This is a genomic window from Microbacterium sp. CFBP9034, assembly GCF_034045255.1.
In the GTDB taxonomy this organism is placed as follows: Bacteria; Actinomycetota; Actinomycetes; order Actinomycetales; family Microbacteriaceae; genus Microbacterium.
In genome coordinates, this window is sequence record NZ_JAXCWC010000001.1 from 1224527 (window position 1) to 1238575 (window position 14049).

Consider the following 14049-nt stretch of genomic DNA (forward strand, 5'->3'; position numbering starts at 1 on the left):
TCCGAGTCGGCTCAGGCCCCGATCAGGTACTCGGCGACGACGGGGGAGTGGTCGCTCCAGCGGGTGTCCCACGACGGCGCACGCACGACCTCGTAGTTGGAAGAGCGCTGCGCCAGGGCCGGCGTCGCCAGGTGGTAGTCGATCCGCCAGCCGCTGTCGTTGTCGAAGGCGCGTCCGCGCATCGACCACCAGGTGTACGGGCCGTCGACGTCGCCGTGCGCGACGCGTCCGACATCCACCCAGCCCAGGCCGGTGCCGACCGAGCCGTCGACGCCGGTCACGGGCTCGCCTGCCGGACCGAGGAAGCGGTCGAAATAGGCGCGCTCGCGGGGCAGGAAGCCGGCCTTCTTGACGTTGCCCTTCCAGTTGCGGATGTCGAGCTCGCGGTGGCCGACGTTCAGGTCGCCCATGATCAGCGAGAGGGGCGATGCCTGCTCGAGCTGCGGCATCCGCTTCTCCATCGCATCGAGGAACGCCCACTTCGCGTCCTGTCGCGGGGTCTCCGCCTCGCCCGTGTGCACGTACGCGCTCACGACGGTGAGCCGCTCTCCGTCGATGTCGAGGTCGGCCTCGATCCAGCGCCCGGCGGAGTCGAGCGGCTCGGGCCCGAGGACGCGTCGGACGTCGACCGCCGGCATCCGCGTCGCGATCGCCACCCCGGCGCGGCCCTTGGCGAGCGCTTCGTCGTTCACGAGCTCCCAGCCGGGGAGCACGGCCCGCACCTCGTCGAGGGTGGCGCGCACCTCCTGCAGGGCGAGCACGTCGACGTCGGCGGCATCCAGCCACTCGATCATTCCCTTGCGCGTAGCGGCGCGGATTCCGTTGACGTTGACAGAGGCGATGCGAACTCGGCGTGGCACGCCCGCCAGCCTATCCGCGAGCTCCGACACGTCGCCGCGCGGCGCAGGGCCTCACGTGAGGTCGCGGCCGTGGTTGGTCGTCGCGGTCCCCGCAGCCGCCGGCGCCCGCTTCGTGGGCTTCCCCGGTTTCACGACGGGAGCGAGCGGAGACACCCGGGCAACGGGTGCCGGTGTGGCCGCCTCCACTTCCCGCAGCTCGTCCTGCGCCTCGCGCAAGGCCCGGTCTGCGGCCCACGTCCGGTACCAGGGTGCCTGCTCCCGCGCCTCTTTCGCGGTGCGGAGCCGCACCTGGGCTGCGATGAGCAGCGCGGAGTGCTCGGCCGCGAGCCGCTCCGCCTCGGTGGGGGCCAGGAGCACGACATCCCGGTCCTTCGCGGCGACCGCGATCCACGCGGCGGCGACGAGCATCACGATGCCGATGAGCCGGAACCACAGCAGCATCCCGATGAACACGGCGAAAGTGGCCAGCAGCGGGTTCGACGGCGTGTAGCTCAGCAGCAGCCCCGCGCCGAGCTGGAGGACCGAGATCCCGAGGCCGCCCAGCATCGCCCCCGGCCAGATCCGCCGCCACGGCAGCTTCGTGCCCGTGAGGAATCTGAAGAGCCCCGCCAACGCGGCTGAGGTGATGGCGAACCCGATGAAGGCCGACCCCGTGCGCACGCCGATGTTGACGAGTCCCGTGGCGCTCGGCCACCTGAGCAGCGAGAAGAGCCAGTCCAGGGCGAGCGTGCCGATCGAGCTCAGTGCGAAGCCGACGATGAGGGCCGCGCCGAAGATGAGCGCCGCCAGGAAGTCGCGCGCCTTGAGGAAAACGTAGCTGCGCCGGTCGGGAGGGATGGCGAACAGCACGCGCACCGCGCGGCGGGAGTAGGTGACCCAGTCGATGGCGGTCCAGATGAGCGCGCCGAGGGCGATGATGCCCGTCCAGCCCAGCACCTCGGCGTTCTGCGACGCGATCTCCTGCACCATGTCGGGGGTGGCGAAGGCGCTGTCGTCGGCGATGAGTCCGGGGATGTAGCTGTTGATGAGTTCGATGAGGCCGTTGACCGCGTCCTCGCTGCCGCCCAGCCACAGACCGGCGATCGCGAAGGCCACGTAGATCGCGGCGAAGCTGGCGAACAGCGCGACGTAGCTCACGCCCGCGCCGAGCAGGAAGCCGTTCTCGATGAGGAAGTGTCGCCAGACCCGCACCGGGAACCAGGCCATCGTCACCTGGGTGATGTGGGTCGCGCGGCTGATCGGGGCGTCGAACCGCTGGCGCAGGCTGGTCTCCGTCGCCTCCCAGCGCTCCCGCAGCGACTCCTCCTCGCGCTGCGCGGCATCGGCTGCCGCACGCGCGTCCGGCGGGGGAGTGTGCGTCACGCTGTCAGATTAGCGAGTGCGCCCGGCGTCGGGGGAACCCATGGCGCCGGCGGCGACCGCGGCGGGAAGCGGCGTCGACCGGAACCGCGGCACCGCGAACAGGATCGCACCCAGGGCGATCGCCGGCAGGAGGAAGGCCGGCCCGAGCCCGGGCCAGTCCGCCATCAGGCCGATGACCACGGCGCCGAGGATGGCGCCCGCGTAGTTGAACAGATTCACTCGGGCGATGACCTGGTCGCTGTGCTCGGGGGCGAGCTCGCCCGCCGCGCCGAAGGTCACCGGGATCAGCACACCGGCGCTCACCCCCGCCAGGGCGAACCCGACGACGGCGGCCACGGGGAACGGCAGCAGGGCGATCATCAGGCATCCGACCGCCGACACGCTCGCGGCGATGGCCACGAGGCGGCCGCGGCCGATGACGGTGACCAGGCGGTCGGTGACGAGCCGGGTCAGCAGGACGACGGCCTGGTAGGCCGCGTAGCCGAGTGGGGCGATCCAGGCGAGCGCCGCAAGGTCGTCCTGCAGGTACACGGTGCTCCAGGTGCTCACCGCCGAGTCGGCCACGAACACGGCGAGGATGACCAGCCCGAACACCCAGATGCCCGCACGCGGGAGCTTCGCGCGCTCTGCGGCCGGGAGGGCGTCGTCGATCGGCACCTCGCGGAGGAAGAACCGGTATCCGGCGAGTGCCACGACGAGGGCGATCACGGCCGCGCAGGCGAGCGCGATTCCCGCTGCCGTCGCGGTCAGCGCCACGGCCGAGACGAGCAGAGCGCCGGCGATCGCGGCCGCCGTGGCCGCGGCGAAGAACCCGCCGAGGAGATGCCGGCCGTACGCGCGCTGCACGGCGACGCCCTGCATCGCCGCAGCGGCATCGACGCAGCCGAGACCGACTCCGAAGACCGCGAAGGCGGCGGCGAACACCGGGAAGGGCGTCGGGATCGCGATCATCGGCAGCGCGATCGCCTGGACGAGGAGTCCGAGCGCCAGTGCCGTGCGGCTTCCGAAGCGCACCGCGACCGCGTTCGCGATGACCGATCCCGCCGCGGCGGCGAGCGCCACGCCGAGCACGAGGATCGAGACGACGGTGTCGTCGACGTCCTGCCGCGCCTTGAGCGCGGGCAGCGACGTCACGATCACGGCGTAGCCGAGACCTTGGGCCACATAGGCCGCCGTCACCGCGCCGCGGGCGCGACGGAGCGTGGGATCCTGCGGAGCGAGGGGCGCGTCGTTGCGCTGAGGCTCTGTCACCTGCGGGCCGCTACGCGCGTCCGCGGAGAACCGCTTGCTTGACCTCTGCGATGGCCTTGGTGACCTCGATGCCGCGCGGGCACGCCTCGGTGCAGTTGAAGGTCGTGCGGCAGCGCCACACGCCCTCCTTGTCGTTGAGGATGTCGAGCCGCACATCGCCGGCGTCGTCGCGCGAGTCGAAGATGAAGCGATGCGCGTTCACGATGGCCGCCGGGCCGAAGTACTGGCCGTCGGTCCAGAACACCGGGCACGACGAGGTGCACGCGGCGCACAGGATGCACTTCGTGGTGTCGTCGAACACCTCCCGGTCGACGATGGACTGGATGCGCTCCTTGCCAGGCTCGGGCTTGGAGTTCGCGATGAGGAACGGCTGCACGTCGCGGAACGACGCGAAGAACGGCTCCATGTCGACGATGAGGTCCTTCTCGAGGGGCAGGCCCTTGATCGCCTCGACGTAGATCGGCTGCGAGATGTCGAGATCCTTGATCAGGGTCTTGCACGCGAGCCGGTTGCGGCCGTTGATGCGCATCGCATCGGACCCGCAGATGCCGTGCGCGCAGGAGCGGCGGAACGACAGCGAGCCGTCGACCTCCCACTTGATCTTGTGCAGGGCGTCGAGCACGCGGTCGGTCGAGTACAGCTCGACGTCGTAGTCCACCCAGCGCGGCTCCTCGTCCACCTCGGGGTCGAACCGCCGGATGATGAACGTGATCAGGAACGACTGGATGCCGGTGTCTGCGGGCGCCTGTTCGATTTCGTCCGAGACATCGACGACATCGGCGGAGGCATCCGTCGCGACGAGCGTGGCCATCAGTACTTCCTCTCCAGCGGGGGGTAGCGCAACTCGCCGGCCTCGTTCTTCGTGAAGACGACGGGCTTCCAGTCGAGGCGGATGTGGTCCTCCGAGTGCGAGGATCCGGCGTCGCCCGAGAGGTAGGCCATGGTGTGCTGCATGTACGTCTCGTCGTCGCGGTTCGGGAAGTCGTCGCGCATGTGACCGCCGCGGCTCTCCTTGCGGTTGCGGGCGGTGACCACGACGACCTCGGCGATGTCGAGCAGGAAGCCGAGCTCGACGGCCTCGAGCAGATCGGTGTTGTACCGCTTGCCCTTGTCGTCGACGTGGATGTTCTTGAACCGCTCGCGCAGCTCCTCGATGACGACGAGCACCTCGCCGAGCGACTCATCGGTGCGGAACACCTGGGCCTTGCGGTCCATCTCGTCCTGGAGCTTCTTGCGGAGCACCGCGATGCGCTCGGTGCCGGTGTTGCTGCGCAGGCCCTCGATGAGGCCGCGCACCTCGGCGGCCGGGTCCTCCGGCAGCGGCACGAACTCCGCCGTCTTGACGTACTGGACGGCATTGCGGCCGGCGCGCTTGCCGAAGACGTTGATGTCGAGGAGCGAGTTGGTGCCGAGGCGGTTCGAGCCGTGCACCGACACGCACGCGCACTCGCCGGCGGCGTACAGGCCCGGCACGACAGTCGTGTTGTCCGACAGCACCTGGGCGTCGTTGTTGGTCGGGATGCCGCCCATCGCGTAGTGCGCGGTGGGCATCACGGGCACCGGCTCGACGACGGGGTCGACGCCGAGGTAGGTGCGCGCGAACTCGGTGATGTCGGGGAGCTTGGTCTCGAGGACCTCGGCGCCGAGGTGCGTGCAGTCCAGCAGCACGTAATCGCGGTGCGGGCCGGCGCCGCGGCCTTCCGCGACCTCCTGCACCATGCAGCGGCTGACGATGTCGCGAGGTGCGAGGTCCTTGATCGTGGGGGCGTAGCGCTCCATGAACCGCTCGCCCGAGGCGTTGCGCAGGATCGCGCCTTCGCCGCGGGCGCCTTCGGTGAGCAGGATGCCGAGCCCGGCCAGACCGGTCGGGTGGAACTGGAAGAACTCCATGTCCTCGAGCGGGAGGCCCTTGCGCCAGACGATGCCCACGCCGTCACCGGTGAGCGTGTGGGCGTTGGAGGTGGTCTTGAAGATCTTGCCGAAGCCGCCCGTCGCGAAGATGACGGCCTTGGAGTGGAAGACGTGCAGCTCGCCGGTCGCGAGCTCGTAGGCGACGACCCCGGCGACCTCGGTCGACCCGTCGTCCTTCTTCACGGTGATCAGATCGAGCACGTAGAACTCGTTGAAGAAGTTGATGCCGAGCTTGACGCAGTTCTGGAACAGCGTCTGCAGGATCATGTGCCCGGTGCGGTCGGCGGCGTAGCAGGCCCGGCGCACGGGGGTCTTGCCGTGATCGGCGGTGTGGCCGCCGAAGCGGCGCTGGTCGATCTTGCCTTCGGGGGTGCGGTTGAACGGCAAGCCCATGTTCTCGAGATCGATGACGGCGTCGATGGCCTCTTTGGCCAGGATCTCGGCCGCGTCCTGGTCGACGAGGTAGTCGCCGCCCTTGACCGTGTCGAAGGTGTGCCACTCCCAGGAGTCCTCTTCGACGTTGGCGAGCGCCGCGGCCATGCCGCCCTGCGCCGCACCGGTGTGCGAGCGGGTGGGGTAGAGCTTCGAGATCACCGCGGTCCTGGCGCCGGGGCCTGCCTCGATCGCCGCGCGCATGCCGGCGCCGCCGGCGCCCACGATGACGATGTCGAACTGGTGGTAGTGGACGCCGTCCTTGACGTAGGAGTCCGCGGTCTGGGTGCTCACGTGTGGGTTGCCTCGTTGTCTCTCGCCTGGGGGTGCGCGCTCAGCCCTGTGCGCTGCAGATCTCGGTGAGGATGCTGCCGTCGGTCAGGTTCGGGACGCAGGGATCGAAGGTGAAGACCACGAGCGTGCCGAGAAGGATCAGGAAGCCGGCGGAGAGCCAGAGCGCCCACACCAGCACGCGGCGCGTCTTCTCGTGGCCGACGTAGTCGTTGACGATGGTGCGCATGCCGTTCGCGCCGTGGATCAGGGCGAGCCACAGCATCAGCACGTCCCACCACTGCCAGAACGGCGTGGCGAACTTGCCCGCGACGAACGCGAAGTCGATGCCGTGGATGCCCTCGCCGAGCATCAGGTTGACGAACAGGTGGCCGAAGATGAGGACCAGCAGGAGCACGCCCGAGACGCGCATGTAGATCCAGCCCCACTTCTCGAGGTTGGGGCCCTTGCGGCGGACGGTCTCGCGCGGAGCGCGCGGGTCGGCGATGGCGGTCATCAGTGCTCGCCTCCCCATCCGTACGCGAAGACGATCGACAGATGGCGCACCGCGAACGGAACCAGCGTGACCACGAAGAGCGCGATGACGCCCCACCACAGCTGGCGCTGGTGGCGCGTGGCCCACGGCCACAGATCGACCAGGATGATGCGCAGGCCGTTGTAGGCGTGGTACGCGACGGCACCCACCAGCACGACCTCGCCCATGCCCATGATCGGGTTCTTGTAGGAGCTCATGACCTGGTCGTAGGCGTCGGGGGCGACGCGGATCAGTGCCGTGTCCAGCACGTGGACCAGCAGGAAGAAGAAGATCGCGATACCGGTGATGCGATGCAGCACCCACGACCACATGCCCTCGTTCCCGCGGTAAAGGGTGCCGCGGGGTACTCGGGAAGTGGTTTCGGATACCGACGGTGTGACGCGTGCTGGTGCAGACACGGCCGTCCTCCTTGGATCGAACATGATGAGGCGGAACGATGCCCCTGAGATGACCCGGATCGGGTCCTCGGCGTCACGCGGGCGCTCCGTCCATCCTATTGCCGCATCACGGCGGGGGGCGACGAAGGGGCGCCTTAGTCCCCCTCCTTCCGCAGGGATCTGCCGCGCGGGAAACAATCGATGATCTTGCGCGCGGGCGGTTCGAACCCGATCGAGCGGCGTCATCGTGCGGTCACCCGCCCGACACGCGCCCGAGACGCGGCGGCGGATAACCTGGCGGCATGGCTGAACCGATCGAGGACTTCTACGCAGTGATTCCCGCCGGCGGCATCGGCAGCCGGCTCTGGCCGCTGTCGCGCGCCGACGCCCCGAAGTTCCTCCACGACCTCACCGGCTCGGGACAGACGCTGCTGCGCGACACGTGGGATCGGCTGGAGCCTCTCGCCGGACCTGACCGCATCTCGGTCGTCACAGGACGCGCGCACCGCGCCGCCGTCGAGAAGGAGCTGCCCGGCATCCCCGACAAGAACGTCTTCCTCGAGTCCGAACCGCGCGACTCCGCCGCGGCGATCGGGCTGGCCGCGGCGATCCTGGCCAAGCGCGAGCCCGACGTGATCATCGGCTCGTTCGCCGCCGACCACGTCATCCGCGTGCCGCATCTGTTCGAGTGGGCGGTGACCCAGGCCGTGGCGACCGCCCGCGAGGGCTACATCTGCACCATCGGCATCCAGCCGGCCGAGGCATCCGTCGGATTCGGCTACATCCGCAAGGGCCGCGAGCTCGTGGTCAACGGGGCGCCCGAGGCCGCTCTCGTCGACAGCTTCGTCGAGAAGCCCGACCTCGAGACGGCCAGGGCCTACTACGCCGATCGCTCCTACCTGTGGAACGCCGGCATGTTCATCTCCCGCGCCGACGTGCTGCTCGGCGAGATCGCCGAGAACCAGCCCGACCTCTATGCCGGGCTCATGGACCTCGCCGAGGCCTGGGACGACCGCGACCGCCGCGGGCCGGTCGTGGACCGCGTGTGGCCGACGCTCACCAAGATCGCGATCGACTACGCCGTCGCCGAACCGGCGGCCGCGAAGGGCCGGCTCGCCGTGATCCCCGGACACTTCGACTGGGACGACGTCGGCGACTTCGCGAGCCTCGCCAAACTCAACTCGCAGGGCCGGAAGAACGACCTCGCGATCCTCGGCGAGAACGCCCGGGTGCTCTCGGATGCCGCCAGCGGCATCGTCGTCAGCCAGACCTCGCGGGTGATCAGCCTCATCGGTGTGCGCGACATCATCGTGGTCGACACCGAGGACGCCCTGCTGGTCACCACCAGCGAGCACGCCCAGCGCGTGAAGGGAGTCGTCGACGCCCTCAAGCTCAACGGTCCCGGTGAGGTGCTCTGAGGTGGTCGCCGTGTCGGGGGCGTATCGACACATTGCGTCTTTGTAACCATTCGGCCCCCGATGGCCGTGCAGACCGCAAGCACGTCGTCACAGTGGGTAACTTTGTGCAGTCCCCGTGAAGGACTCGGGGCCGTACAACTGGAGGCTGAGTTGACCATCTCACGCACCAAGAAGCTCGCAGGCGTCATCGCCGCTGCGGGTCTCGTCGTCGCCCTTGCGGGCTGTGGCTCCGCCCCGGAAGCGTCGCCGACGAGTTCCGAGTCGGAAGGCCCCGTCGCCGTCGAGGGCTTCCTGCCCTGCCTCGTCTCGGACGACGGCGGATTCAACGACAAGTCGTTCAACCAGTCGGCCCTGACGGGAATGGAGATGGCGGCCGAAGAGCTGGGCGTCGACCTCATCGACGTCGAGTCGGCCTCGGCGAACGACTACGCGCCGAACCTCGAGAACCTGGTGGCCGAGGGCTGCACGTTCATCGTCGCCGTCGGCTTCAAGCTCTCCGCTGACACGGTCGCCTCGGCGACCGCGAACCCCGAGATCGACTACGCGATCATCGACGACTCCGCCGACGCCGACCAGGACGGCGCGTCCGACGCCGACAACATCAAGCCCCTCCTGTTCGACACCGTCCAGGCCGCCTACCTCGGCGGCTACGCCGCGGCGGCATGGTCCGCCGAGCAGGGCGTGAACAAGGTCGGCACCTTCGGCGGCATTCCGATCCCGCCGGTGACGATCTTCATGGACGGCTTCATCGACGGCGTCGACAAGTACAACGAGGACAAGGACGGCGCAGTCGAGACCTTCGGCTGGGACGTCGCCGCGCAGGACGGCTCGTTCACCGGTGGATTCGACGCGAACGACACCGCCAAGCAGACCGCGCAGGGCATCCTCGACCAGGGCGTCGACGTCGTCCTTCCCGTCGGCGGGCCGATCTACCAGAGCGCCGCGGCTGCGATCGACGACGCCAGCTCCGACGCACTCCTGATCGGCGTCGACTCCGACCTGGCCGTCGTCGACCCCTCGGTCGCCGACCTCGTGCTCTTCTCGATCATGAAGCGCATCGACGTCGCCGTCCAGGACGCGACTCTGCAGGCGGCCACCGGCGACTTCGACACCACGCCGTACGTCGGCACGCTCGAGAACGAGGGCGTCGGCCTCTCCGGCTTCGGCGCTTTCGAGGCCGACCTGCCCGAGGGTCTGACCGACGAACTCGCCGCCCTGCAGGAGGCGATCATCTCCGGTGAGCTCGAGGTGACCTCGCCCAGCTCGCCCAAGCAGTGATCTCGACGTAGTCGAACCGACTGCTGACCGCGGCCGGGTGGATGCCTCCACCCGGCCGCGGTTCTTCCAGCCCGATGGAGACAGTGGATAAGGTGCACATATGAAGCTCGAGCTCCGTGGGATCACGAAGCGGTTCGGGTCCCTCGTGGCGAACGACCACATCGATCTGGTCGTTCAGCCGGGAGAGATCCACGCACTCCTGGGCGAGAACGGCGCCGGCAAGTCGACGCTGATGAACGTCCTCTACGGCCTTTACCAGGCCGATGAGGGGGCCATCCTGCTGGACGACGCCGTCCAGAGCTTCCGCGGACCGGGCGATGCCATGGCCGCCGGAATCGGGATGGTCCACCAGCACTTCATGCTGATCCCCGTGTTCACCGTCGCCGAGAACGTCATGCTCGGGCACGAAGACACGAAGGCTCTCGGTGCGCTCGACCTTCCCAAGGCCAGGCAGCACGTGCGCGATGTCGCGCAGCGCTTCGGCTTCCAGGTCGACCCCGACGCGGTCGTCGGCGATCTGCCCGTCGGCGTGCAGCAGCGCGTCGAGATCATCAAGGCACTTTCCCGCGACGCCAAGGTGCTCGTGTTCGACGAGCCGACGGCCGTGCTCACGCCGCAGGAGACCGACGAGCTGATGGCCATCATGCGCCAGCTCCGCGACGAGGGCACGTCCATCGTCTTCATCACCCACAAGCTCCGTGAGGTCCGCGCCGTCGCCGACCGCATCACGGTGATCCGCCTCGGCAAGGTCGTCGGCGAGGCGTCCCCGACAGCGACCAACGCCGAGCTCGCATCGCTCATGGTGGGCCGCGCCGTCGAGCTGACGGTGCACAAGGAGGAGGCCCGCATCGGCGATCGAGGTGGCCTCCAGGTCTCCGACCTGCGTGTGCTCACTCCGACCGGTGCCGTCGTGGTCGACAGTGTCAGCTTCGACGTCCGGCCCGGCGAGATCGTGGCCCTCGCCGGTGTGCAGGGCAACGGCCAGACCGAGCTGATCGAGGCGATCGTCGGGCTGGCCGGCCGCGTGTCCGGCTCGGTCACGCTCGACGGCGAGGAGCTCGTCGGCAAGAGCGTCCGCGGAATCCTCGACGAGGGAGTCGGGTTCGTGCCGGAGGACCGCACCGAGGACGGCCTCGTGGGTGCGTTCTCGGTCGCCGAGAATCTCATCCTCGACCGCTCCGGCGATCGCGAGTTCGTCCGAGGCGGCACGATCCGCCGCGGTGTGCTCGACGAGTTCGCCAAGGCCCGCATCGCCGAGTACGACATCCGCACCCAGGGCGCGGACGCCGCGGCCGGCACACTGTCGGGCGGCAACCAGCAGAAGGTCGTCATCGCGCGCGAGATGAGCCGCGACCTCAAGCTCCTCGTGGCGGCGCAGCCCACGCGCGGCGTCGACGTCGGGTCGATCGAGTTCATCCACACGCGGATCGTCGAGACGCGGGATGCCGGTGTGCCGGTGCTCGTCGTCTCGACCGAGCTCGACGAGGTCGCCGCCCTCGCCGATCGCATCGTCGTGATGTACCGCGGCGCGATCGTGGGCATCGTGCCGGGCGACACGCCCCGCGATGTGCTGGGGCTGATGATGGCGGGCGAGAAGCCGGGGGACGTGGCCGCGTGAACGACGACGACAAGGGCGTGGTGCCGGGCACCACCGATCCGACCAAGGGACTTCCGCCCGAGCAGCTTCCGCAGGTGTCGGGCCCTCTCACGGGCACGCCCGAGACCGCACCGCCCCCGCGGCAGAACGTGTTCATCAAGGACCTCCTGCGCAGCAACTGGGTCACGACCGTGCTCGCCATCGTGGCGGCGATGATCGTCGGCGGTATCCTCATGGCACTGACCGACGAGGAGGTTCGCGCGGCATCCGTGTACTTCTTCGACCGCCCGGGCGACACGTTCGTCGCGATCTGGAACTCGGTGTACGGCGGCTATGAGGCGATGTTCCGCGGTGCGGTCTTCAACCCGCGCGGGGCGGACTTCGCGACCCAGATCCGGCCGCTGACAAACACCCTCGGCTTCGCGGCCCCGCTCATCGCGGCCGGTCTCGGCGTCGCCCTCGCCTTCCGCGTCGGCCTCTTCAACATCGGCGGTCGCGGCCAGATGCTCATCGGCGCGGCGGTCGCGGCCCTCGTGACCTTCAACCTCGACCTGCCGATGTTCCTCCACCTGCCGCTCACCCTCGCGGCCGGCATCGCCGGTGGTGCGATCTGGGGTGGCATCGTCGGAGTGCTCAAGGCACGCACGGGCGCGCACGAGGTGATCCTCACGATCATGCTCAACTACGTCGCGTTCTACCTGGTGGCGTGGATGGTGCGCACCCCGGGCCTGCTGCAGCGCGCAGCCGAGGACCAGCCGATCTCGGATCCGACTCCGCCGAACGCGCAGTTCCCCGAGCTCTTCGGACCGCAGTTCCCGCTGCTCGACTGGGGCTTCATCATCGTCATCGCCGTCACCGTGTTCGTCTGGTGGCTCGTCGAGCGCTCGAGCCTCGGCTTCCGCCTGCGGGCCGTGGGCGAGAACCCGCACGCGGCGCGCGCGGCAGGCATCTCGGTCCAGCGCATGTACATCTACGCGATGCTCTTCGCCGGCGGCCTCGCCGGCCTCGCCGCGATGAACCAGATCCAGGGCGCGGTCACAAGCGGCTTCGACGGCTACATCGACGCGGGCATCGGCTTCACCGCGATCACGGTCGCGCTCCTCGGCCGCAGTCGGGCGTGGGGCGTCTTCGCCGCGGGCATCCTGTTCGGCGCCCTGAAGGCCGGATCGTTCACGATGCAGGCGTCGCAGGGCATCCCGGTCGACATCGTGCTCGTCGTGCAGTCGCTGATCGTGCTGTTCATCGCGGCCCCGCCGCTCGTGCGCACGATCTTCTTCCTGCCCAAGACCGACGCCGAGAAGGCCGCGAAGGCGCGAGCCAAGGCCGCGAAGAAGGCGGTGGCTGCATGACCACGTACGCTCCCGCCACTGCGGCCGACGGCACGATCCAGCTGGCGACCGTGAAGGTGCGCCACTGGAAGATGGCGATCAGCCTCGGCATCGCGACCCTCCTCCTGTTCCTGCTCTTCCTGCTCGTCCCCCGAGACGGCGTGAGCACGTTCCGCCTCGGCGATCCGTCGTCCTCGATCGCCCTGCCCAACGTCAGCGTGCCGACGGCCGCGACGACCTGGATCGTGCTGGCGATCCTCGTGCTGCTCACGCTGTGGGCGGTGTGGAGCGCCTGGTCCTATCGGCGCAACGGCGTCTGGCTGCCGATCGTGTATGGCGTGCTCGCGATCTTCGCGTTCCTGACCTGGGCCGCTGCCGGCGGCCTCGTGCCGGTCACCGGGCTGCTCTTCGGCTCGCTGTCGCTGGCGGTCCCGCTCATCTTCGGCGCCCTCGGCGGCGTGATCGGGGAGCGCGTCGGCGTGGTCAACGTGGCCATCGAGGGCCAGTTCCTCCTCGGCGCCTTCAGCGCGGCGCTGCTCGCGAGCATCACCGGCAACCCGTTCGTGGGCCTCGTCGGCGCCATGATCGGCGGTGTGCTGGTCGCGTTCGTGCTCGCGGCGTTCTCGATCAGGTACCTCGTCGACCAGGTCATCGTCGGTGTCGTGCTCAACGTCCTCGTGACGGGCCTGACGGGCTTCCTCTACGGCGCCCTGCTCGTGCCGAACGAGACGGCCCTCAACCGCCCGATCCGCTTCACGCGCTGGGAGATCCCGGTGCTGGGCGACATCCCGATCATCGGCCCCGTGCTGTTCAACCAGACCTTCATCGTGTACCTCATGTACTTCACCGTCGCGATCGTCGCATGGGGGCTCTACCGCACCCGCTGGGGCCTTCGTCTTCGCGCCGTCGGGGAGCACCCGCAGGCGGCCGACACCGTGGGCATCCGGGTCAACAGCAGCCGGTTCTGGAACCTCTCGCTCGCGGGGGCGATCGCCGGAATCGGCGGCGCGTACTTCACGCTCGTCTCCGTCGGGCAGTTCACCAAGGAGATGACCGCGGGGCTCGGCTTCATCGCCCTCGCGGCGGTCATCTTCGGCCGGTGGGATCCGATCCGCGCGACCCTCGCGGCGCTGCTGTTCGGTTTCGCGACGAACCTGCAGAACCTGCTGACGGTGCTCGGCACGCCGATCCCCAGCGAGTTCATGCTGATGCTGCCGTACCTCGTGACGATCATCGCGGTCGCCGGGTTCGCCGGTCAGATCCGAGGGCCGGCCGCCGCGGGCAAACCGTACATCAAGGGCTGACATGGCCTCGGGCTGCGAATTCCGCGGATGCCGCGGCACCGCCTCCGCATCACGACCGCGCATCGCGGGCACCCGGCGAGCCCGCGCTGGGGTTGATCGAGGTCA

General features: G+C 69.1%; 12 protein-coding genes. 5 read left to right on the forward strand and 7 right to left on the reverse strand.

What is annotated here, in order from left to right; genetic code table 11:
• Nucleotides 1–11: 11 nt before the first annotated feature.
• The 7 genes from SOM19_RS05490 to sdhC are packed head-to-tail and all read right to left on the reverse strand — an operon-like array spanning nucleotide 12 to nucleotide 7040.
• Complete coding sequence (locus SOM19_RS05490; RefSeq protein ID WP_320485541.1) at nucleotides 12–860, reverse strand: exodeoxyribonuclease III; 849 nt, start codon at nucleotides 858–860, stop codon at nucleotides 12–14.
• 51 nt (nucleotides 861–911) lie between these two features.
• Nucleotides 912–2222 (reverse strand): YihY/virulence factor BrkB family protein, encoded by a 1311-nt coding sequence (locus SOM19_RS05495; RefSeq protein WP_320485542.1) that lies wholly within the window; start codon nucleotides 2220–2222, stop codon nucleotides 912–914.
• A gap of 9 nt (nucleotides 2223–2231) precedes the next feature.
• Nucleotides 2232–3473, reverse strand: a complete 1242-nt coding sequence (locus SOM19_RS05500) for an MFS transporter (RefSeq protein WP_320485543.1) — start codon at nucleotides 3471–3473, stop codon at nucleotides 2232–2234.
• Between the two features lie 10 nt (nucleotides 3474–3483).
• On the reverse strand, nucleotides 3484–4284 hold the full coding sequence (locus SOM19_RS05505) for a succinate dehydrogenase iron-sulfur subunit (RefSeq protein WP_320485544.1): 801 nt from the start codon (nucleotides 4282–4284) through the stop codon (nucleotides 3484–3486).
• On the reverse strand, nucleotides 4284–6110 hold the full coding sequence (gene sdhA, locus SOM19_RS05510) for a succinate dehydrogenase flavoprotein subunit (protein ID WP_320485545.1): 1827 nt from the start codon (nucleotides 6108–6110) through the stop codon (nucleotides 4284–4286). The genes SOM19_RS05505 and sdhA overlap by 1 nt, the downstream gene beginning before the upstream one ends.
• A 40-nt stretch (nucleotides 6111–6150) precedes the next feature.
• Complete coding sequence (locus SOM19_RS05515) at nucleotides 6151–6603, reverse strand: succinate dehydrogenase hydrophobic membrane anchor subunit (RefSeq protein WP_320485546.1); 453 nt, start codon at nucleotides 6601–6603, stop codon at nucleotides 6151–6153.
• Nucleotides 6603–7040, reverse strand: a complete 438-nt coding sequence (gene sdhC, locus SOM19_RS05520) for a succinate dehydrogenase, cytochrome b556 subunit (protein WP_320485547.1) — start codon at nucleotides 7038–7040, stop codon at nucleotides 6603–6605. The genes SOM19_RS05515 and sdhC overlap by 1 nt, the downstream gene beginning before the upstream one ends.
• A gap of 281 nt (nucleotides 7041–7321) precedes the next feature.
• Here sdhC and SOM19_RS05525 point away from each other — a divergent pair, with 281 nt between their 5' ends.
• The 5 genes from SOM19_RS05525 (at nucleotide 7322) to SOM19_RS05545 (ending at nucleotide 13944) form a co-directional block, all read left to right on the forward strand.
• On the forward strand, nucleotides 7322–8437 hold the full coding sequence (locus SOM19_RS05525; RefSeq protein WP_320485548.1) for a mannose-1-phosphate guanylyltransferase: 1116 nt from the start codon (nucleotides 7322–7324) through the stop codon (nucleotides 8435–8437).
• A gap of 150 nt (nucleotides 8438–8587) precedes the next feature.
• The gene (locus SOM19_RS05530) at nucleotides 8588–9715 is read left to right on the forward strand and encodes a BMP family lipoprotein (protein WP_320485549.1); all 1128 of its coding nucleotides are present in this window, start codon (nucleotides 8588–8590) and stop codon (nucleotides 9713–9715) included.
• Nucleotides 9716–9815: 100 nt separating this feature from the next.
• Nucleotides 9816–11333, forward strand: coding sequence for an ABC transporter ATP-binding protein (locus tag SOM19_RS05535; protein ID WP_320485550.1), 1518 nt, complete (start codon nucleotides 9816–9818; stop codon nucleotides 11331–11333).
• On the forward strand, nucleotides 11330–12661 hold the full coding sequence (locus SOM19_RS05540; protein WP_414683627.1) for an ABC transporter permease: 1332 nt from the start codon (nucleotides 11330–11332) through the stop codon (nucleotides 12659–12661). Before SOM19_RS05535 ends, SOM19_RS05540 begins: the two co-directional genes overlap by 4 nt.
• Entirely contained in the window at nucleotides 12658–13944 is a 1287-nt protein-coding gene (locus SOM19_RS05545) for an ABC transporter permease (RefSeq protein WP_320485551.1), read from the forward strand. Before SOM19_RS05540 ends, SOM19_RS05545 begins: the two co-directional genes overlap by 4 nt.
• The last annotated feature ends 105 nt before the right edge of the window (nucleotides 13945–14049 follow it).